Raw genomic sequence first — 20,860 nt, forward strand, 5'->3', positions numbered from 1 at the left:
CCGTGGGACGGGCCCGTGAAAGGGACCCGTGAGAGGGGCAGGCGAAGGGGCAGGCGAAAGGGGCACGCGAAAGAGGGCGTACCGCGCGAACGCGGCACGCCCCCTGGGGAGTTCGGGCTCCGGGTCAGGGTTCCCGGAGCCCGGGTCGGACCGACCGGATCAGGCCTTCGGGGCCGTCAGGTCGTAGAAGGTGGTGCCACCGACCGTCTTGGCGGTGAAGTGGCTGGTCACCCAGGCCTCGATCTGCGCCGACTCGGTCTGCTGGTCGCCCTCGGCGCCCTCGCCGCCCGCCCCGCCGGCGCCGCCGAAGCCGCGGTGCGAGCCGCCGCCGATGAACCAGTGCACCTTGCCCTCCTGGACGTACTTCTGGAAGCCCGCCAGGCTGAGCGAGGGGTCCGTGCCGTTGAAGCCGCCGAGCGCCATCACCGGCTTGCCGGTGGCGAGTTGGTAGCTCGCGGCGTTCTGCGAACCGGTGGTGGCGGCCGCCCAGGTGTACTGGCCGGAGTCCTGCGAGAGCAGGGACTTCGCCTCGTCGCTCACCTTGGTGCCGCCGAGCAGGCCGCCCATGCCGCCGCCCATGCCGCCGCCGAAGCCGCCGGGGCCGCCCGCGCCCTCGGGGTCCTGGCCGCCGCCGGGGAACCCGGGGAAGCCGGGCGTACCGGAGGCGCCGCCGGAGCCGGTGGACCCGCCCGCGCCGCGCTCGTGGCGGCCGCCGGGGGCGGTGCCGTCGGCGCCCCGGCCGGAGCCGCCGTTGAAGCCGCCCTGACCGCCCTGGCCGTTCTGACCGCCCGGGAAGCCGTGGCCGCCCTGGCCACCCCGCCCGCCGAAGCCGCCCTGACCACCCTGACCACCTTGGCCGGCCTGGCCGCCCTGACCCTGGCCGCCCTGGCCGCCGCCGAAGCCGCCCGGGAAGCCCCGGCCGCCCTTGCCGCCCTTGCCGAAGGAGCCCGGCCCGAAGCCCGCGCCCTTCACGGACGGACCGGCCGTGATGATCGAGCCGTTGTGCGCGGTGCCCACGGTGTCCACCGCGTACGCGGCCGGACCGCCGAGCGCCGCCGCCAGGCCCACCAGGCCCGCCACCGAGGCGATCCGCGCGCCCGTCCGTCCGGAGACCCGGCCTGCCACCTGCCCGGCGACCAGCGCCCCCGCGGCCGCCAGTCCGCCGACCAGCACCGCCCAGCGCAGCCAGGGCAGGAAGTCGGAGCTGCGCCCGAGCAGGACGAACGCCCACCCGGCCGTCACCGCGAGCACGCCGGCCAGCAGCAGTGCGTACGGCAGCCGGTGCCGGGCCCGCCACAGGCCGTCCACGCCCATGCCGAACAGCGCCGCGACGGCCGGGGCCAGCGCCACCGTGTAGTACTGGTGGAAGATCCCGGACATGAAGCTGAAGATCAGCGCGGTGGAGACCAGCCAGCCGCCCCAGACCAGGAAGGCCGCGCGGGCCGTGTCCGGACGGGCGTAGCGGCGGGTCGCCCACAGGCCGACCACCAGCAGGATCAGCGCTGCCGGCAGCAGCCAGGCGATCTGCCCGCCGATGTCGCTGCCGAACAGCCGGGTGATGCCGGTCTGGCCCCAGCCCCGGCTGTGCCCGGCGCCGCCCGGCAGGTCGAGCCCGGCGGGCATCCGGCCGCCGCCGCCCACGCTGCCGCGCTCGTTGCCGTCGACCCGGCCGAGGCCGTTGTAGCCGAAGGTCAGCGACAGGAAGTCGTTGTCCTGCGAGCCGCCGACGTACGGGCGGGCCGAGGCCGGCAGCAGCTCCACGACCGCCACCCACCAGCCGCCGGCGACCACCACGGCCACGCCGGCGAGCAGGGTCTGCCGCAGCCGCCGCCAGAAGCCGGTGGGCGCCACGACCAGGTAGATCACCGCGAACGCGGGCAGGATCAGGAAGGCCGCCAGCGTCTTGGTGAGGAAGGCGAAGCCGAACATCGCGCCGGTGAACAGCAGCCAGCGGGTGCTCGCCGTCTCGACCGCCCGCACCATCCCGTACGCGGCCAGGGTCAGCAGCAGCACCAGCAGCGCGTCCGGGTTGTTGAAGCGGAACATCAGCGCCGCGACCGGGGTGAGCGCCAGCGCGGCGCCCGCCAGCAGGCCGCCGAGCGGGGAGAAGCGGCGGCGCACCGTCGCGTACAGCGCGCCCACGGTGGCGGCGCCCATCAGCGCCTGCGGGGCCAGGATCGACCAGGAGGAGAGGCCGAACAGCCGCACCGACAGCGCCATCGGCCACAGGGACGCCGGGGGCTTGTCGACGGTGATGAAGTTGCCGGCGTCGGAGGAGCCGAAGAAGAAGGCCTTCCAGCTCTGGCTTCCGGCCTGCACGGCCGCCGAGTAGAAGGCGTTGGCCCAGCCGGAGGCGCCCAGGCCCCACAGGTAGAGCACGACCGTCGCGGCCATCAGCGCCAGCAGGGCCGGGCGCACCCAGCGCGGGTCGTCCGCGCGCCCGCGCCAGGCGCGGGCCGGGAGGGTGCGCAGCCGTCCGGACCAGGAGGCCGGGCCCTTGGGGCCGGTCGTCGGCAGGGGCTGCTCGGGGAAGAGCGGCGCCGGGTCCGGCCGCGGCGCCTCCGGTGGCGGGTAGTTCGCGGCCTCGGGCCACGGATCGCCGGCCGGAGGGGAGTAGCTGCTCGTGGTCATGCGCCATACCGTGCGTGGCGTGGCTGAGAGAACCGTGAGATACGGCTGTGAGGCGGGTGTGATCTGCCCGGTTTCACCCGTCCGGAGGCGGAGTCAGGGGGCTCTCGTCCGGTCGGGCTCGGGCGGTCGGGCCGCTGGTCCCGTCGGACCGCTGGTCCCGTCGGGCCGCTCAGGCGGCGGCCGGCATGGTGATGTGCTTGCCCAGCCACTCCAGGGCCGGGGGGATCTCCCGGGTCCAGGTGTGGAAGTTGTGGCCGGCGGTGTCCAGGGTGATCGTGGACATCTTGGTGGGCGCCTTGAAGGCGGCGACCATGGCCTTGGTGTCGTCGTAGTTGTTCTCGTCGTTCGCGGTGGTCAGCAGCAGCGAGACCGGGGCGGCCGGCTGGTTCTTGAGCCGCCACAGCAGGTCGTTCTCCTGCTTGAGCTTGTCGTTGCCGCCGAACAGGTCGCCGGTGGTCGGGTCGTGGGCGGCGCTGTAGTAGCCGGAGAGCGCGACCGCGGCCGGGTAGGAGTCGGGCTTGCGCAGGGCGAACTTGAGCGCGCAGTAGCCGCCGGTGGAGTTGCCGATCACGGCCCGGTTGGAGGGGTCGGTGCCGATCCGGTAGGTGGTGGCGAGGGCCTTGGGCAGGTCGCTGGTGAAGAAGGTCTCGACCTGGGGGCCGTTCGGCACGTCGACGCACTCGGTGTCCCGGTTGTCGACGAGGGTGGGGCGGGTCATCACCAGGATGGTCGGCGGCAGCTTCTTCTGCTCGATGGCGTCGAGGGTGGACGCCGGGTACTGCATCAGCGAGATCAGCTTCTCCGGGGTGCCCGGGTAGCCGGTCAGCACCACGGCCATCGGGAAGCGCTGCTTGGCGAAGCCCGGCTGGAAGTACTGCGGCGGCAGGTAGACGTACGCCTCGGTGCTCAGGCCGGTGCCGGCCCCTTTGACGTCGACCTTCTGGATCATCCCGGAGCGGTCCGGCTCCGAACCCTGGGACGAGTAGAACTTCTGCTCGCCGGTGACGGACACCCCGGAGGCGTTCGGCTGGTGGTCGACCACCGTGCCGAGGCCGCCGCTGGTGCCGAGCAGGTCGGTCCAGGAGCTGTAGAAGCCGAAGTAGCTGTTGGCGATCAGGCCCATCGCGGCCAGCACCGACAGCTGGGTGGCCAGGAAGGCGCCGATCCGGCCCAGCCAGGACTTCCAGCCCTTGCCGCCGAACTTGGGCCAGAACCACATGGTGGCGGCGAAGACGACGATCGCGATGACCGACGTGATGACCTGGAGGGGGAGTCCGGTGAGGCTGAGCACGTGCCCGATCGTAGTTGACCCCGGCGTCGACCCCGCCGGGCGGGGCGGGACGGCCCCCGCGGGTGGTCGCCGGAAACGGATTGACCGGGGTGGTTCGTACTCGGGACCATGTCGCGGGGTGTGCGCGCGGTGCGCGTGCCGGGTGACATGGGGTGGGGTCATGAAGTCCATCGGCAAGGCCGGTCTGGCCATCGGTTCGGCGCTGCTGCTCGCGGCGTGCTCGGGCGGGGGTGGAGGCGGTGGCGCGGCGGCCGCGCCGAGCGCCTCGCCGTCCGCCGCTGCGACGCCGTTCGGGACGGCGCTCGACCAGGCCCTGGCGCCGGTCGGCGTCGACTTCGGCAAGGCGACCTCGGCCAAGAGCGCCTTCGACCTCGACACCGCGCTCACCCGCCTGGCGTCCGACGCCAACCGGGCCGCGCGGAACGTGAACGCCGCCACCGTGCCCTCCGGCGCCACGGCGGCGCGGGCCGACCTGGCGACCGCCCTGACAACGCTCGCCACCGACACCGAGCCCGTCGGGAAGGACATCTCGGAGCACAGGGTGTGCTCCGTCGGCGGCGGACTGGCGCAGTTCGGCGCCGGCCAGGGAGTGGCCGGGGTCTCGGCGGCGCTCGCCAAGCTGGCGGCGGCCGGTTACCGGACCGCCTTCGCCGTGCCGGAACTGCCCAAGCCGCAGACGCAGGCGCGCAGCCTGGACAACGGCACCGTGGTCCAGGAGGGCGGTAAGGGCGGCAAGGGCGTGGTGAAGGTCGACAACACCGGGCAGACGGACGCGGTCTTCACGATCGCCGCCAACGGCACGTCGGTGGCCTCGGTGTACGCGGCCAAGGGGCAGCAGGCCACCATCGAGGGCATCGCGGACGGCGTGTACGACTTCTACTTCAGCACCGGCCTGGACTGGGACTCCGGCGCGAAGCAGTTCACCCAGGGCTGCGCGTTCGCCAGGTTCACCGGTACCCACGACTTCACGCCGGACCGGGGCGGGACGATCTGGACCCTCACCGTCCTCGCGCCGGACGGCAAGGAGCGGCGCGACATCGAGTGGTTGAGGTCCGATCCGCTTGCGCAGCCGTAGCGTTCGCCCGAAACCGCTTGACCGGGACGGTTCGTGCTCGGCAGCATGTGGCCCGTCTGTGCACGGAGTGTGCGCACGGTGTCATCGGGGTGGGTTGTGACGTTATCGGGGTCCGCGGGCAGGTCCGGTCTGGTCGTCGGCGCGGTGCTGCTGTTGGCGGCGTGCTCGGGCGGTGGCGGGGGTGGTACGGCGGCGCCGAGTGCCACGCCGACGGCCACCGCGACGCCGTACGGGACCACGCTCGACCAGGCCCTCGCGCCGATCGGCGGCGGGTTGGGGAAGGCGGCCGAGGCCAAGACCATGCCCGACCTCAACATCGCGCTCGCCACCGTCGAGACCGAATCCAGCCACGCCGCCAAGGCCTTGAAGGACGCCGCGGCGCCGGCCGGGGCCGAGGCGGTGCGCACCGACCTGGTGAACGCCTTGCGCTCGCTCTCCGACGAGGCGTCGGCGATCCGCACCGACATGAGGCTCGACAGGCTCTGCGGCGTCAGCGCCGGAAAGGCGCGGATCGGTGGCGGTCAGGGCCTGTCCGGCGTCTCGGGTGCCGTCACGAAGCTGACGGCGGCGGGCCACCGGAGCACCTTCACCGTCCCGGACCTCCCGAAGCTGCCCGCGCAGCCGCGGACCCTGGAGAACGGCACCATGGTCCGGGAGGGCGGCGGGGAGGGGAAGGGCACGCTGGAGGTCGACAACAGCGGCAACAAGGCGGACGTGGTCTTCACGATCGCCCGGAACGGCGCCTCGGTGGCCTCGGTGTTCGCCGCCAAGGGGCAGCGGGCCACCATCGAGGGCATCGCGGACGGCTCGTACGACTTCTACTACACCACCGGTGTGGACTGGGACTCCGAGGCGCGACAGTTCACGCAGGACTGCAGCCACGTCAAGTTCCAGCAGCCGCACGCGTTCGACTCGAAGGGCGGCGGGACGATCTGGACGATCACCGTCCGCCCGCAGGACGGCAAGGGCAATGCCAAGGTCGACGGGCAGAGCGCGGACTCCGCGCCGCAGCCGTGACCTTCGCCGACTCGTCCCGTAACGGGCATACCAGGACGGGTTGTTGCCAAACGATGGCACAACCCGGCCCCTGGGGTGGCGAGTTGTGCGGGAACTGTTGACCGCTTGAAGTGACCATGGCACTTTCGTGCGGGCGTGGGCCTCGGCGACCAGCCGGGCGGCCCGCGATCCCCCACAAGGAGAGCCATGTTCAAGAGACTTGTCGCGATGGCCGGTGCGAGCGCCGTCGTCGCCGGAGGGCTGGTCCTCGCCGCCGCCCCCGCCCACGCCGTCCAGGCCGCCGACCTGACGTCGACCATCGCCCTGGACGACTGCTCCGCCTCGCTCGTCCGGTTCCCCACCTCGGCCTCCGGCGACCGGGCCATGATGCTCACCAACGGGCACTGCCTGCCGTCCATGCCCCCCTACGGCCAGGTCATCCAGAACGTCAGCGCCAGCCGCAGCGGCACCCTGCTGGACGGCGCGGGCAACAGCCTCGGCACCGTCCAGGGCGACAAGGTGATCTACGCGACGATGACCGGCACCGACGTCGCCCTCTACGAACTCACCGACACCTTCGCCTCGATCACCTCCAAGTACGGCGCCACCGCCCTCACCATCAACGACGCCCACCCGGTCGACGGCTCGTCGATGTACATACCGTCCTCGTACTGGAAGCAGGTGTGGAACTGCTCCGTCAACGGGTTCGTGCCCACCCTGCGCGAGGACCAGTGGAGTTGGCACGACTCGCTGCGCTACAGCTCCGGCTGCAACACCACCCACGGCACCTCCGGTTCGCCGATCATCGACTCCGCGAGCGGGCGGATCGTCGGCATCAACAACACCGGCAACGACGACGGGGAGATGTGCACCCTCAACAACCCCTGTGAGGTCGCCGCCGACGGCTCCACCAAGGCCTTCAAGGGCCAGAGTTACGGCGAGGAGACCTACTGGTTCACCACCTGCGTCAACTCCGCCCGGACCGTCGACCTCACCGTGCCCGGCTGCCTGCTCACCAAGCCGGCCGGCGCCGCCGTCTCGGTGGGCAACCCCGGTGACCAGTCCACCGCGGTGGGCGGCTCGGTCAACCTGCAGATCAACGCCTCCGGCGGCACCGCCCCGCTGTCCTACAGCGCGACCGGGCTGCCGGCCGGCCTGTCGATCAACTCCTCGACCGGTCTGATCTCCGGCACCGCCTCCGCCGCGGGCAGCTCCAACGTGACGGTCACGGTGAAGGACTCGGCCGGCAAGTCCGGTACGGCCAGCTTCGCCTGGACGGTCACCGGTGGTGGCGGCGGTTCCTGCACCCCGGCGCAGCTGCTCGGCAACCCGGGCTTCGAGACCGGGACGGCGTCGCCGTGGACGGCTTCGAGCGGTGTGATCGACAACGGTTCGTCCGAGCCGTCGCACGGCGGTAGCTGGAAGGCGTACCTGGACGGCTACGGCAGCACCCACACCGACACGCTGTCCCAGACGGTGAGCATCCCGGCGGGCTGCAAGGCGACGCTGAGCTTCTGGCTGCACATCGACACCGCCGAGACCGGCAGCACCGCGTACGACAAGCTGGCCGTCTCGGTCAACGGCACCACGCTCAAGACCTACTCGAACGTGGACGCCGCGGCCGGCTACCAGCAGCGCACCTTCGACCTCTCGGCCTACGCGGGCCAGACGGTCACCGTGAAGTTCACCGGCACCGAGGACTCCTCGCTGCAGACCAGCTTCGTGATCGACGACACCTCCGTCCAGACCGGCTGAGGTCGCACCGGCTCCTGAGGGACCGGTGAACCAGGGCAGGTGAGGGGCCCGGCGGCTACGGCCGCCGGGCCCTTGTCGTGCTCCGGGGAACGCTCCGGCCGTGCCTCGGCTGTGCTCCGCTCCGTGTCGATGCAGAAACGAATCTCCTGGGACCTTGACGGCCTGTTCCGGTCGCCCTAGGTTCAGCGCTGCAAGTTTCCGGCAAGTTACAGAAGCTTCTTGCAGACTTCACCCCGGCTGCCCCCACCCCAGCCACCCCCAGGAGACAACGTGGTCACCACCCCCACCCGCGGGCCCGCCCGCACCCGCCGGCCCGCCCGCACGGCCGGCGCGCTCGCGGCCTCGGCGGCGCTCGCCCTCTCGCTCGGCACCGCCCTCGGCGCCCCCGCCGCGCAGGCCGCCCCGCCCGCGAACAACGGCAAGGACGTCACCGCCACCCTCTTCGAGTGGCGCTTCGACTCGGTCGCCCAGGCCTGCACCACCACCCTCGGCCCGAAGGGCTACGGCTTCGTCGAGGTGTCGCCGCCCCAGGAGCACATCCAGGGCCCGCAGTGGTGGACCTCGTACCAGCCGGTCAGCTACAAGATCGCCGGACGGCTCGGCGACCGCACGTCCTTCAAGAACATGGTGGACACCTGCCACGCGGCCGGGGTGAAGGTGATCGCCGACGCCGTCGTCAACCACATGACGGCCGGCTCCGGCACCGGCACCGGCGGCACCGCGTACACCAAGTACAACTACCCCGGCACGTACCAGGACCAGGACTTCCACACCTGCCGCCAGCCGATCACCAACTACCAGGACCGCGGCAACGTCCAGAACTGCGAGCTGGTCAACCTCGCCGACCTGGACACCGGCAGCGACTACGTCCGGAGCACCATCGCCCACTACCTGGACGACCTCGGCTCGCTCGGCGTCGACGGCTACCGGATCGACGCCGCCAAGCACATCGCCGCCGCCGACCTCGCCGCCATCAAGGCCAAGACGGCCAACCCCAAGGCCTACTGGGTGCAGGAGGTCATCTACGGCGCCGGCGAGCCCGTCCAGCCCACCGAGTACACCGGCAACGGCGACGTCGACGAGTTCCGGGTCGGCACCGACCTCAAGCGCGTGTTCACCGCCGACAAGCTCGCAAGCCTCAGCACCTGGGGCGCCTCCTGGGGCTACCTGCCGAGCGACCAGGCGCGCAGCTTCGTCGACAACTGGGACACCGAGCGCAACGGCTCCACCCTCAACTACACCTACGGCAGCACCTACACCCTGGCCAACGTCTTCCTGCTGGCCTCGACCTACGGCTCGCCCAACGTCTACTCGGGCTACGGCTTCAGCGGCAACGACGACGGCCCGCCCAACGGCGGCACCGTCAACGCCTGCTACCAGGACGGCTGGAACTGCACCCACGCCTGGCGGCAGATCGCCAACATGGTCGGCTTCCGCAACGCCGTCGCCGGCACCGGGGTGACCAGCTGGTGGTCCAACGGCAACAACGCGATCGCCTTCGGCCGCGGCAACCGGGGCTACGTCGCGATCAACCACGAGGGCGGCGCGATCACCCAGACCTTCCAGACCGGACTGCCGGCCGGGACGTACTGCGACGTCCAGCACGGCGACCCGCAGCCCGGCGGGGGCTGCACCGGCCCGACCTACCAGGTGGGCGCCAACGGGCAGTTCACCGCGACGGTCGGCGCGGGCGACGCGGTGGCGCTGTACGTCCAGCCCGGCACGGCGGTGTCCGGCGCCTCCTTCAACGTCAACGCGACCACCTCGTACGGGCAGAACCTGTACGTGGTCGGTGACGCCGCGGCGCTCGGGGGCTGGGACCCGGCCAAGGCGCTGCCGCTGTCCTCGGCCGGGTACCCGGTCTGGTCGCTGGCGCTCTCGCTGCCGGCCGGCACCTCCTTCCAGTACAAGTACCTGCGCAAGGACGCGAGCGGGGCGGTGACCTGGGAGTCCGGGGCCAACCGGGCGGCGACCGTGCCGGGTTCGGGGAACGTCACCCTGAACGACACCTGGCGGCCGTAGCCCTCTGCCCGTACCTGGGACCCCCGTCAGCCCACGGCTGACGGGGGTCCCCCGTGTGAGTGGCGGCGCCGTCCCGGACCTCCCGGGCGGAGGTGGCGCTGGCACCATCACGGGATGAGAGCCACCCCCCTCGTCCTGGACCTCGAACTGTGCGGCGGCCGTTGGGACGGCCACCGCAAGCGGGTCCACGCCACCGCCCCGCCGCCCGCCCTGCGGATGGTGCTGCGCGCCGAACTGCCCGTCGTGGAGGACGGCGAGTACTGGCCGACCACCAGCGTCTACCGGCTGGAGCGGCGGGGCTGCGGGCTGCGGTACCGCCACTCGCACGACGAGTGAGCGCTCCGCCGCCGGGCGCTCCGGCGGGCGGGCGAGCTGGAGGACGGGCGCTCCGGCGGGCGGGCCTCAGCCCCGCCCGATGTACGGCATCGCCGTCGCCATCACGGTGGCGAACTGCACGTTGGCCTCCAGCGGCAGCGCCGCCATGTGCCGCACGGTGCGGGCCACGTCCGCCACGTCCATGGTCGGCTCGGGCGCGATCCGGCCGTCCGCCTGCCGCACTCCGGCGCTCATCGCGGCCGTCATGTCGGTCGCCGCGTTGCCGATGTCGATCTGGCCGCACGCGATCCGGTACGGGCGGCCGTCCAGCGAGAGCGACTTGGTCAGGCCGGTGACCGCGTGCTTGGTCGCGGTGTAGGCGATCGACTGCGGGCGCGGGACGTGCGCGGAGATCGAGCCGTTGTTGATGATCCGGCCGCCCTGCGGGGACTGCGCCCGCATCTGCCGGAAGGCGGCCCGGGCGCAGAGGAAGGCGCCGGTCAGGTTGAGGTCGACCACCGCCCGCCAGTCCTCGACCGCCAGCTCGTCCACCGGGACGGCCGGGCCGAAGGTCCCCGCGTTGTTGAACAGCAGGTCCACCCGGCCGTGGTGTCCGACGGCCGTCGCGAACAGCGCGTCCACCGCGGCCGGGTCGGTGACGTCGGTCGGCACCACGTCGGCGGGCAGCACGCCCCGGGGGAAGGCCGCGGCCGTCGCGTGCAGCTGCTCGGCCCGGCGCCCGGCCAGCACCAGCCGCCAGCCGGCCGCGGCCAGCTCCACCGCGACGGCCCGGCCGACCCCGCTCCCGGCTCCGGTGACGACGGCGATCTGCTCCAGCATGGCGCTCTCCTCGGTGGCTCGACGGCTCGGTGGCTCGGTGGCTCGGTGGCTCGGTACCGGTACGGTCACACTCTTCCCGGATCCGGTCGAAGAGGGTGCCGGAGCGATCGTTCCGGATGTGCGGGCCACCGTCACTGGGCAAAGCGTCCAAAACCCGGACGGCCGGACGGGCCGGTGCCCGTGCTCCCCGCCGGGCGGCCCCCGCCGTCCGGCGGGCGCGGTGAAGACCTTTACCTGATCGCGAACAAACATTGGATTTCCGGTGGCCACCTCGCAACCGGCCCGCCCCGGGCCACGTCATAAGATCGCAGGGAGGTGCCCTTCCGCGACGGACGGCGCACCACCGCTCCGGGGACCGCACAGCGCCCGCGCCCCCGGGCCTGTCCGGCCCCACCGGGGGGCCGCCGCCCGGTCAGACGGACCGGGCGCGACATCGGTCGGAGAGTCCTCACCGTGCTTAGGCAGTCGTCCCGTTCCCGTGCCGTCCTGACCGGCGCCGCCGTGCTCACCCTGGCCGCCTCGCTCGCGGCCTGCGGAGGGTCCGACGGCGGGAAGGGGAACGGTTCCTCGGCCGACGGCACCCCGGCGGCGACCACCGGCACGGGCGGTGCGAGCGCCACGGGCAGCGCCGTCCCCGGGACGCCCACCGCCGACCAGCCCACCCCGGGCAACGGGAAGGTGCTGATGCCGACCGGCCCGGCCGCCAGCCTCAACAAGGTCCGGGACACCGGCGCCGGCCCGATCATGATGACCAAGGTGACCGGCGCGAAGTCCGGCGTCACCGGCCAGGTCTGGGTCTGGCTGCCGCCCGAGTACAACGACCCCAAGTTCGCCAAGACCGGCTTCCCGGTGCTGACCCTCTACGCGGGCGGCCAGAGCAACGGCTACAACACCTGGACCGACAACCAGCTGCCGATCCAGGAGGCGGACGAGCAGCTGGCCAAGCAGGGCAAGGCCCACCCGTTCATCATGATCATGCCGGTGCAGAACTTCAACAGCGACGAGAAGAACGCGCTGGACTGCTCCGACATCCCGGGCCAGCCGAAGATGGGCACCTGGATGGCCGAGGACATCCCGGCCTGGGTCCGCGCCAACTTCCGCACCTTGAAGGGGCGCGACAGCTGGGGCGTGATGGGCGCCTCCACCGGCGGCTTCTGCAGCGCCAAGATGGCCCTCCAGTACCCGGACGTCTACAAGGCCGCCGTGCCGATCGACGGCTACTTCGTCCCGGACTCCGGGCTGTGGAAGGGCCACGACGCCGAGAAGGCGGCCAACAACCCCAACCTGCTCATCACCCAGGGCAAGGCCGACGTGAAGATGTACGTCACCGCCGGCGGGGCCAACGGCTACGAGAAGGACCTGGTCAAGAGCTGGGTGGCCAAGGCCGTCGCCCCGGTGACCATCCAGTACTACGAGCAGCCCGGCGGCAAGCACCTGACCTCGGACTTCAAGAAGATGATCCCGGACACCCTGCAGTGGCTCAGCGCCAACCTGGAGGGCCCGGCCTCGGAGTGATCCGGGCCCCGGGAGGGGGCGGCCGCAGCAGCCGCCCCCGCCCCCGCGCAGGCCCGTGACCTGCGCGTCAATCGGACATTGATTCGCTTCTGATCGACTGCGAGCACCTTGGATGGGGCGGTCCTCACCGGCCGCCTCCTCCGTCCTCACCAGCCGTGAAGAGAGTGCCATGCCGATCCACCTGCTGCCCCCGCCCGCCGTCTCCGTCCCCGCCCAGGCGGTGCCCGGAGTCGACCCCCGGGACGCGTACGGGCCGGCCACGGACGAGGAGCCGGTCACCGTCCGGTTCGCCGGCCTGCGGCTGGTGCACGCGGCCCTGCGCCGCGACCTCGCGCGGCTGCCCAACGCGCTGCGGCTGCTCCAGCCCGAGGAGGAGGACAAGGGCGAGGCCGTGCTGCGGCACTGGACCTTCATGACCGCCATGCTGACCTGCCACCACGAGCAGCAGGACACCCGGATCTGGCCGATCGTGCGGCGCTTCGCGCCCGAGCTGCGCCTGCTGCTGAACTGGCTGGAGGCCGACCACCACAACCTGGACCACTCCTTCACCCGGGTCACCACGCTGGTCCGGATCGCCAGCCGGGACACCGGCAGCGCCTGGCCGGTCGCCTACGCGATGGAGGACCTGGCCGCCCGGCTGGAGACCCACCTGCGGATCGAGGAGCGGCAGCTGCTGCCCCGGATGGAGCGGGTGGTGGCCGACAGCTCCCGGCTCGGCGGCCTGGCCGAACTGCTCGACCTGCTGCGCGGGGCCGACGGCCCGGGCACGGCGGACGCGCTGGCCTGGCTGCTGGACGGGGTCGACCCGGTGCTGGTCGAGCGGCTGCTGGCCGAGTGCGACGACGACGTGGCCCGCAACTGGCCGCACTGGCAGGCGACCTACCAGCGCTGCACCGCGCCGCTGTGGGGGGCGGCGGGCGAGGGCGTGGCCGGCGGCGGCCTGGGGAGCCTGGTCGACTGAGCGCCGGTCCTTTCGCGGGCCGTTGATCTACGCGCGTGGCACGTGCCGGAGACATATGACCGGCGCGCGGCCGACTCGCGTCGGAGCCGTTGTCGAGCCCTTGCCGAGCCGCTGCCGAGCTACTGCCCGATGCTCGGCCGACGTCCTCAACTCTCTTGTCCCCCTAGGGGATTCGACCCATCCGTCTCGGGGTCGAGGCGGTCCCCGCCCCGGGGTTGCGACCGGGGGAGGCGTACCGCCGGCGGTCGATGGCGCCCGGCCCGGCACCCCCTACCGTCGGAGCCATGACCTCAGCCCGCAGCACACCCACCGCACCCCGTACCCGCGGCCGTGTTCCTTCCCGCGCCCATGGCCGCCTGCTGCCCGCCGTCCGTCGCCCGGCCCTGCTCGTCTCGGCCGCCGTCCTGACCCTGGGCGCCGGACTGACCGCCTGCGAGGGCGGCGTCGCCCTCTGCCTCGACGACAACAGCTGCACCCTGTCCGTCCGGACCGACGGCGCCGACGCCTCCAAGACCGTCAAGGTCTTCGGCGGTGACCACCCGTTGGACATGACCGTCGGCCGCATCACCGACAAGAACGCCGAAGTGACGATCGGCGGCGACAAGAAGACCGTCGACAAGGACAGCGAGTCGACCGTGGGCGGGGTCAAGGTGACCCTGCGCAAGGCGGACAAGGGCGACCACTACGCCGAACTCCACGTCAACCGCTGACCGTTCCGCCGCAGCGCTCCCCGGCGCGCGGCCGCTCCTGCCCCTACTCCGGCAGGCGGTTGAGCCACTCCAGCGGAGCGACCCGGATCGCCGTGTGCGGCGAGCCGTCCCACTCCACCGGAAGGCCGACCGTCTCCACCGCGGCCACCACGGCCCGGCCGATCTCCACCGTCCGCTGCTCCGCCGCCCCGCCCGACTCCGCCCCGCCCGACTCCGCTCCGTCCGACTCCTCCCCGGTGCGGAAGCCGCCGTAGCGCAGCATCAGCCCGCGCCCGGCCGCGGCCGCCTCGGTGTCCTGCTGGTGGAAGAAGACGAAGCCCCGCGAGTCCTCGTCCGCCTCGCCGCCGATCTCCGCGTAGCCGCAGGCGGCGCAACAGGTGAAGTCCATCGCCGCGACGATGCCCTGGTCCTCCAGGAGGTCGAAGGCCCGCTCCAGCCGGTCCACGTCCGTGAACTCCGGCCAGTGGGCCTGCTCGGCGAGCCGTTCCTCCCACAGCGGAGCGACGATCCGCTCCGCCTCCTCCTGCGTCAGCCCCTGGTCGTCGAGGACCTCGACCAGGGACTCGGCTATCTCGTCCGGCTCCTGGAAGCCGCACCGGATCAACTCGCCTGCCCGTTCCTGGGCTTCGAGCAGCACGTCGGAGGTGAGCGCGGTGTCCCGGGTCATGCCCGCATCCTGGGTCATGTCCGCATCCTGGCACCCGGCACTGACAATTCCGGGCCGAGGCCACCACCCGTGCGCTACCGTCCGGCGGTGACCTCTCTGCTGCAACCCCCGCTGATCACCCGGCTGCTGGCCGCCGAGCGGATTCTGATCGCCGGCGCCGGCGGGGGTTTCGACGTCTACGCCGGACTCCCGATCGCCCTGGCCCTGCGGGCGGCCGGCAAGGACGTGCACCTGGCCAACCTCTCCTTCACCCACCTCTACGGGCTGCCCGGCGAGGTCTGGCACCAGCCCGACGTCGCCAGGATCGGGCCCGACACCCCCGCCCCCGAGGGCTACTTCCCGGAACGCACGCTGGCCCGCTGGCTGCGGCTGCACGGGATGCCCGACACCGTGTGGGCCTTCCCGACCGTGGGCGTCAGACTGCTCCGCGAGGCCTACCGCACCCTGGTCGCCCACCTGGACGTGGACGCGATCCTGCTGGTGGACGGCGGCACCGACATCCTGATGCGCGGCGACGAGACGGGACTCGGCACGCCCGAGGAGGACATGGCGAGCCTGGCCGCCGTGGCGGGCCTGACGGAGGTGCCGGAACGGCTGGTCGCCTGCCTGGGCTTCGGCATCGACGCCCACCACGGCGTCAACCACGCCCTGGTGCTGGAGAACCTCGCGGCGATCGACCGGGCCGGCGGCTACCTCGGCGCCTTCTCCATCCCGCGCGGCAGCCGGGAGGGCGCGCTCTACCTGGACGCCGTCGAGCACGCCCGGGCCGCCTTCCCGGAGCACCCCAGCATCGTCAACGGCTCGGTGGCGGCCGCGCTGCGCGGCGAGTTCGGCGACGTGCAGTTCACCGAGCGGACCAAGGGCGGGCAGCTCTTCGTCAATCCGCTGATGACGCTCTACTTCGGCGTCACGGTCGAGGCGCTGGCCGCCGAGAACCGCTACCTGGACCGGCTGGAGCACACCGTGCTGACCCGCCAGATCTCCACCCTCATCGAGGAGTTCCGGGACGAGCTGCCCAGCCGACGGCCGCCCCGGCAGTTCCCGCACTGACCCCGACGGTCGGGGAGCGGGTGTGGGGCGCGGCGTGTGGGGGACGCGGGGTGTGGGGGCGCGGCTTCCGGCGACTCAGTGCGGTGCGAGCCGGAACTCCAGGTTCCCGAACCGCACCTGGTCGCCCGGCCGTACCGGGATCCCGCCCGCGATCCGCCGCCCGTTCACATGGGTGCCGTTGGTCGACCCGAGGTCGTACAGCACCCAACCGCCGTTCTCGTGCCGCAACTCGGCGTGGTTCCGGGAGACCGAGGCGTCGTGCAGCCGCAGCCCCGAGCCGGGGATCCGGCCGATCGTCAGCAGTCCCGCCCCGGCCTGCGGCAGGCTCAGCCCGGGCAGACGCTCGGTGCGCCAGGCCCGGTTCAGCCGGGCGCCGAAGGCGGAGGCCCGGCCGACCGTCCGCAGGACGAAGCGCTCGACCGGCCCGCCGGTGGGCAGCCCGGCCACCGCGGCGTCCAACTCGTCGCGGCTGGTGGCCTGGAGGACGATGTCCATCCGGCCGAGGAAGGTGTCGTGCGACAGCCGGCCGCTGCCCGCGCCGTCCCTGAGCAGCCCGAGCGCCTGGTCCCGTTCGGCGTCGGAGGGCCGGACGGCGCCGGTGGGGAGCTCAGGCTGCGTCATGGCCCGATTGTCGGTTCGACCGGCTTCGACTGTCCAGATCGCGCGCGGTTCCGGCGCATGGTTCGTACCTCACTGAGCGACAGACGCCCGCTCCACCTGCACGGTTCCCGCCGGGTCGGGTGCCTCCGGCCCGCTCGGTCGGGCCGTCAGCCCTTCCGGGCAGCGGCCAGGATCTTCTCCGTGGTGTGCAGGAACCGGGAGGTCACCGCCCCCCGGTACGACTTACCGAACATCTCCTTGGTGACCCACTTGCCGTCCTGGAGGTGGACCACCACGTACGCCGCGCCCGGATCGGTGCCCAGCACCTCGAAGTCGCCCTTCGGCGAGCGGTGCGGCCCGGAGAGCTCGGCCGGCAGCGGCTCGGAGAGGAAGGCGATCACCAGCCGGACGTCCGGGGTGACCTCGACGCCCCGGAACGGCTCGGCGGCGAGCAGCGCGGCCACCTCGTCGACCGTCCGCAGCAGCACCGGCACCGGGTAGCCGAGCGCCTGCTCCAGGTGCGCCTCGATCCGCGCGGTCAGCGCGGCCCGGTCGGGCTCGTCGGTCCGGAAGAAGACGTTGCCGGTCTGGATGTACGAGCGGACGTCCGCCAGCCCCAGCTCGGTGAAGAGCGCCCGCAGCCGCTCCATCTTCACCGTGCGGCCGCCGACGTTGATGGCGCGCAGGAACGCGATGTACCGGGTGGAGGCGTTCGAGGTGGTCACCCTGCCAGTCTGGCACCGCCCACCGACAACGCCCGCCCACCGACAACGCCCGCCCACCGCACCCCCTCGCGCGCGCGGCACCGTTCGTACCCGGCGGTTGTCGGTGCCGGGTGCCAGACTGGCGCCATGGCTACCTGGCAGGATTTCGAGCACGAGGCACCCGAACTCGCGGCCCTGGTACGGGCCCGGTTCGACGCCAACAAGCACCACGTCCTGGCGACGCTGCGCAAGGACGGCTCACCCCGGGTGAGCGGGTCGGAGGTCGACTTCGTCGGGGCCGACGCCTGGCTCGGGTCGATGTACGGCGCGGTCAAGGCACGCGACCTCCAGCGGGACGCGCGGTTCGCGCTGCACGCCCACCCGGGCGACGAGACCATGGCCGGCGGGGACTCCAAGCTCTCCGGCCGCGCGGTGGAGGTCACCGACGAGAACGAGCTCGCCGCCTTCACGGCCGACCTGCCGGAGCCGCCGCCCACCCCGTTCCACCTCTTCCGGCTGGATCTCCAGCAGGTGGTGCACACCAGCCTGGACGGCGACGCCCTGTGGGTCCTCAACTGGCACCCGGGCCGGCCGGTGGAGCGGACCCAGCTCCACTGACCGATCGGCCCGGAACGCCCACGGCAGGTCGGAACGCCTACGGCAGAACGGACTTGAGCGCCTCGGGAGTCCGGGCCACGACGGCGTGCCCGTCGTCCGCGGTGATGATCGGGCGCTGGATCAGCACGGGGTGCTCGGCCATCGCCGCGATCCAGCGCGCCCGCTCGCCCGCCTCCCGGGGCCACCCCTTCATCCCCAGCTCCTTGGCGACCGGCTCGTCGGTGCGGGTGATGTCCCACGGCTCCAGGCCCAGGCGCTCCAGCACCTGCTCCAGCTCGGCCGCAGTCGGCGGGTCCTCCAGGTAGCGCCGCACGGTGTACTTCGCCCCGGCGGCGTTCAGCTCGTTGAGCGCCGACCGGCACTTGCCACACCGCGGATTGATCCAGATCTCCATGCCGACCAGCCTATCCGCGCTGCCGCCCGGCCCCGGACCCGTCGCCGCCGGCCCGGGGCCCGGTCCGTCTCCGGTCCGTCTCCGAGTCCGGCGCCGCCGGGTCCGTCGGCGGCGGGAACTCCGCCGTGCCCGCCCGCTGTTCACGAACCAGGAACCAGCACGTCGGAGGGGAGCACCAGATGGACGGCGCCGCGATCATCGAGCAGCTGATGACCACGGAGGTCAGGACCGATCCGTACCCGCTCTACGCCAGGGCGCACGAGCTCGGCCCGGTGGCCCCGGCCGGGGACGGCATGTTCGTGGTGAGCGGCTACGCGGCGGTCGACAAGGTGCTCCGCACGCCCGCCTTCGGCGTCGCGACCGCCGAGATGACGGCCGGCCTCGCCCCGGAGTTCGCCGCGCACTCCTCGCTCGCCCTGTTCGGCCGCTCGATCCTCCAGCGCAACGCCCCCGACCAGCCCCGGGTCCGCTCGCTGATCGCCTCGGTGTTCACCGCCCGCCGGGTCGCCGCCCTGCGCCCCGCGGTGGAGGCGGCGATCGGCCGGCTGCTGGACGGGATGGCCGAGCAGGGGGCGGACGGCTCCCCGGTGGACTTCATGGACGCCTTCGCCTTCCGGCTGCCGGTCGGGGTGATCTGCGAGCTGCTCGGCGTGCCCGAGCGGGACCGCTACCGCTTCCGCGACCTCGCCTCCGACCTGACCGTCGCCCTGGAGGTCACCCAGGACTTCGACGAGCTGGGCGCCGCCGACCGGGCCGCCGACGAGCTGTCCGACTACTTCACCGCGCTGATCGCCGAACGGCTGGCCCGCCCGCAGGACGACCTGGTCAGCGACCTGGCCCGGGTCGCCGTCGAGGACGGCGGGCGGCTGTCCGGCACCGAACTGCTGGCCAACCTGGTGCTGCTGCTGGTGGCCGGATTCGAGACCACCACCAACCTCCTCGGCAACGGCCTCGCCCTGCTGTTCCGCCATCCCGAGGTGGCCGCCGGACTGCGCAGCGGCGCGGTCACCCCGGCCGGGTTCACCGACGAGGTGCTGCGCTTCGACTCCCCGGTCCAGGCCACCGCACGGGTCGCCCTGGAGGAGGGCCTGTCGGTCGAGGGCCTGCCCGTCCCGGCCGGCAGCGGGCTGACCCTGCTGATCGGCGCGGCCAACCACGACCCGGCCCGGTACGAGCGGCCGGCGGTGTTCGACCCGTCGCGCACGGACAGCCAGCCGCTCAGCTTCGGTGGCGGCACCCACTTCTGCCTGGGCTCCCAGCTGGCCCGGCTGGAGGGCGAGCTCGCGGTGCCCGCCCTGCTGGACCGTTTCCCCGGGCTCGCCCAGGGCGGCGCCCCGACCCGGCGTGACCGCCTGGTGCTGCGCGGTTACGAGACGCTGCCGGTGACCCTCCGCTGACCGCGCCCTTGCCCCCCACTCCCGGTCCTCTCCCGGCCCGGCGCGGTCCACGCGCCGGAACCCGGGACGTTCGGCCATTCGTGACGGGGGCGTCCGTGGGGGAGCATGGAGGGACCAATCCTGTCATTCCTGGCGAATCGCCCAGGTCCGGTCAGCCAGGAGGCCCCCGCCGTGTCCGCCCCCCGCCCGCCGCAGCTCGCGGTCGCGCAGTCCCGGGTGCCACGCTGGGTGCCCTGGCTGCCGGTGGTCCTGCTGCTCCTGGACCTGGCCACCGAGGCCGTCGTCCCGGACGCGGTGGCGGCCGGCTTCCTGCTCACCGCCCTGCCCGTGGTGGCCGCGTTCAGCTACGGCCCGGTGCTGACCGCCACCACCACGGGCGGTGCGCTGGCCCTCCAGCTGCTGCTGGCCCTGCGCGCGGGCCACGTCAACGAGCAGCACCACGTCTGGGTGTACATCGCCACCGCGCTGTCCGGGGTGATGGGCACCGCCCTGTCCTGGCAGCGCACCCGGCAGAACCGCACCCTCTTGCAGGCCCGCACCGTCGCCGAGACCCTGCAGCGCACGGTGCTGCGGCCGGTGCCGGAGCGGGCCGGCGGCCTGCGGGTCGCCGGACTGTACCGCCCGGCGCAGGCCGAGGTGCTGGTCGGCGGGGACCTCTACGAGGTGTGCGACACCCGCTTCGGCGTCCGGGTGCTGCTCGGGGACGTCCGCGGCAAGGGCCTCGGCGCGGTCCGCACCGTCGCCGACGTGCTCGGCGCCTTCCGGGCGGCCGCCCACGACACCCCGGGCCTGGTCGAGCTCGCCGACCAGCTGGACCGCGCGGTGCTGCGCGACGCGGCCGACCGCGGCGACGACGAGCTGTTCGTCACCGCCGTCCTGCTCCAGTACCGCCCGGGCACCGACTGCGTGGAGTTCGTCAACCGCGGCCACACCACCCCACTGCTGCTGGGCCGGGGCACCATCGCCCCGGTGGCCTGCACCGACGAACTCCCGCTCGGCCTGGGCCACCTCCGCCCCGAGGACGAACCCGCCAAGCCGACGACCGTCGCCCTCCCCCCTGGGCACACCGTCCTGCTCTACACCGACGGCGTCAGCGAGGCCCGCGACTCCACCGGCGCCTTCTACCCCCTCGCCCCGCGCCTGGCCGCCCTGGCCAGCACGGCACCGGACCGAGTGGTCTCCTTCCTGGCCCAGGACGTCCACCAGTACGCCGGCCTCCTCGCCGACGACCTCGCCGTCCTCGCCCTCACCCCCGAATGACCCCGCACCGCCCGGCGCGACGGCCGTGCTGCACGAAACGGGTCCCTGTAGGTCAGCGA

General features: G+C 72.9%; 18 protein-coding genes and 2 pseudogenes. 13 read left to right on the top strand and 7 right to left on the bottom strand.

From position 1 onward, the window contains the following. Window positions 1–159: 159 nt before the first annotated feature. On the bottom strand, window positions 160–2,631 hold the full coding sequence (locus ACFXPX_RS14140; RefSeq protein WP_380590792.1) for an ArnT family glycosyltransferase: 2,472 nt from the start codon (window positions 2,629–2,631) through the stop codon (window positions 160–162). Window positions 2,632–2,800: 169 nt separating this feature from the next. Then, a complete protein-coding gene (locus ACFXPX_RS14145; protein ID WP_375890200.1) occupies window positions 2,801–3,922 on the bottom strand; it encodes an alpha/beta hydrolase in 1,122 nt (373 codons plus the stop codon). Window positions 3,923–4,082: 160 nt separating this feature from the next. Here ACFXPX_RS14145 and ACFXPX_RS14150 point away from each other — a divergent pair, with 160 nt between their 5' ends. The 6 genes and pseudogenes from ACFXPX_RS14150 (at window position 4,083) to ACFXPX_RS14175 (ending at window position 10,106) form a co-directional block, all read left to right on the top strand. Further along, window positions 4,083–4,997 (top strand): hypothetical protein, encoded by a 915-nt coding sequence (locus ACFXPX_RS14150; protein ID WP_380641322.1) that lies wholly within the window; start codon window positions 4,083–4,085, stop codon window positions 4,995–4,997. 96 nt (window positions 4,998–5,093) lie between these two features. Continuing rightward, a complete protein-coding gene (locus tag ACFXPX_RS14155; protein WP_380641324.1) occupies window positions 5,094–6,014 on the top strand; it encodes a hypothetical protein in 921 nt (306 codons plus the stop codon). Between the two features lie 366 nt (window positions 6,015–6,380). After that, window positions 6,381–6,818, top strand: a pseudogene (locus tag ACFXPX_RS14160) (trypsin-like peptidase domain-containing protein); the annotation flags it as partial. A 201-nt stretch (window positions 6,819–7,019) separates the two neighbouring features. After that, window positions 7,020–7,748 (top strand): annotated as a pseudogene (locus tag ACFXPX_RS14165) (putative Ig domain-containing protein); the annotation flags it as partial. 270 nt (window positions 7,749–8,018) lie between these two features. Then, window positions 8,019–9,770, top strand: coding sequence for a carbohydrate-binding module family 20 domain-containing protein (locus tag ACFXPX_RS14170; protein ID WP_380641326.1), 1,752 nt, complete (start codon window positions 8,019–8,021; stop codon window positions 9,768–9,770). 114 nt (window positions 9,771–9,884) lie between these two features. Beyond that, the gene (locus tag ACFXPX_RS14175) at window positions 9,885–10,106 is read left to right on the top strand and encodes a hypothetical protein (RefSeq protein WP_375892623.1); all 222 of its coding nucleotides are present in this window, start codon (window positions 9,885–9,887) and stop codon (window positions 10,104–10,106) included. A gap of 66 nt (window positions 10,107–10,172) precedes the next feature. Here the strand turns inward: ACFXPX_RS14175 and ACFXPX_RS14180 are convergent, their stop codons facing one another. Further along, entirely contained in the window at window positions 10,173–10,925 is a 753-nt protein-coding gene (locus ACFXPX_RS14180) for an SDR family oxidoreductase (protein ID WP_380403726.1), read from the bottom strand. Window positions 10,926–11,378: 453 nt separating this feature from the next. On the opposite strand from ACFXPX_RS14180, the gene ACFXPX_RS14185 reads away from it, so the two are divergent. From ACFXPX_RS14185 to ACFXPX_RS14195, 3 genes are all read left to right on the top strand, one after another. Then, a complete protein-coding gene (locus tag ACFXPX_RS14185; protein WP_375892620.1) occupies window positions 11,379–12,440 on the top strand; it encodes an alpha/beta hydrolase in 1,062 nt (353 codons plus the stop codon). A gap of 169 nt (window positions 12,441–12,609) precedes the next feature. Continuing rightward, window positions 12,610–13,401: a hemerythrin domain-containing protein gene (locus ACFXPX_RS14190; protein ID WP_375892619.1), complete on the top strand. Its 792-nt coding sequence runs from the start codon at window positions 12,610–12,612 to the stop codon at window positions 13,399–13,401. A gap of 284 nt (window positions 13,402–13,685) precedes the next feature. After that, window positions 13,686–14,111 (top strand): hypothetical protein, encoded by a 426-nt coding sequence (locus ACFXPX_RS14195; RefSeq protein WP_380641328.1) that lies wholly within the window; start codon window positions 13,686–13,688, stop codon window positions 14,109–14,111. A 43-nt stretch (window positions 14,112–14,154) separates the two neighbouring features. Here ACFXPX_RS14195 and ACFXPX_RS14200 read toward each other — a convergent pair whose 3' ends face one another. Beyond that, the gene (locus tag ACFXPX_RS14200) at window positions 14,155–14,796 is read right to left on the bottom strand and encodes a DUF6891 domain-containing protein (protein ID WP_380641330.1); all 642 of its coding nucleotides are present in this window, start codon (window positions 14,794–14,796) and stop codon (window positions 14,155–14,157) included. 69 nt (window positions 14,797–14,865) lie between these two features. On the opposite strand from ACFXPX_RS14200, the gene ACFXPX_RS14205 reads away from it, so the two are divergent. Next, the gene (locus ACFXPX_RS14205) at window positions 14,866–15,828 is read left to right on the top strand and encodes a DUF1152 domain-containing protein (protein ID WP_380592737.1); all 963 of its coding nucleotides are present in this window, start codon (window positions 14,866–14,868) and stop codon (window positions 15,826–15,828) included. 75 nt (window positions 15,829–15,903) lie between these two features. On the opposite strand, the gene ACFXPX_RS14210 is transcribed toward ACFXPX_RS14205, so the two are convergent. Continuing rightward, window positions 15,904–16,449, bottom strand: coding sequence for an FHA domain-containing protein (locus ACFXPX_RS14210; protein ID WP_375892613.1), 546 nt, complete (start codon window positions 16,447–16,449; stop codon window positions 15,904–15,906). A 146-nt stretch (window positions 16,450–16,595) separates the two neighbouring features. Beyond that, window positions 16,596–17,153, bottom strand: a complete 558-nt coding sequence (locus ACFXPX_RS14215) for a DUF1697 domain-containing protein (protein WP_375892612.1) — start codon at window positions 17,151–17,153, stop codon at window positions 16,596–16,598. A 126-nt stretch (window positions 17,154–17,279) separates the two neighbouring features. On the opposite strand from ACFXPX_RS14215, the gene ACFXPX_RS14220 reads away from it, so the two are divergent. Next, the gene (locus ACFXPX_RS14220) at window positions 17,280–17,750 is read left to right on the top strand and encodes a pyridoxamine 5'-phosphate oxidase family protein (RefSeq protein WP_380592734.1); all 471 of its coding nucleotides are present in this window, start codon (window positions 17,280–17,282) and stop codon (window positions 17,748–17,750) included. Between the two features lie 37 nt (window positions 17,751–17,787). On the opposite strand, the gene ACFXPX_RS14225 is transcribed toward ACFXPX_RS14220, so the two are convergent. Then, a complete protein-coding gene (locus ACFXPX_RS14225) occupies window positions 17,788–18,144 on the bottom strand; it encodes an arsenate reductase family protein (protein ID WP_375892608.1) in 357 nt (118 codons plus the stop codon). Window positions 18,145–18,323: 179 nt separating this feature from the next. Between ACFXPX_RS14225 and ACFXPX_RS14230 the strand changes: the two genes are divergently transcribed. Both ACFXPX_RS14230 and ACFXPX_RS14235 read left to right on the top strand, forming a co-directional pair. Then, window positions 18,324–19,541 (top strand): cytochrome P450, encoded by a 1,218-nt coding sequence (locus ACFXPX_RS14230; protein ID WP_380522748.1) that lies wholly within the window; start codon window positions 18,324–18,326, stop codon window positions 19,539–19,541. Window positions 19,542–19,712: 171 nt separating this feature from the next. Beyond that, on the top strand, window positions 19,713–20,801 hold the full coding sequence (locus tag ACFXPX_RS14235) for a PP2C family protein-serine/threonine phosphatase (protein ID WP_375892604.1): 1,089 nt from the start codon (window positions 19,713–19,715) through the stop codon (window positions 20,799–20,801). The last annotated feature ends 59 nt before the right edge of the window (window positions 20,802–20,860 follow it).

This window comes from Kitasatospora sp. NPDC059146, from assembly GCF_042786665.1.
Classification (GTDB): Bacteria; Actinomycetota; Actinomycetes; order Streptomycetales; family Streptomycetaceae; genus Kitasatospora.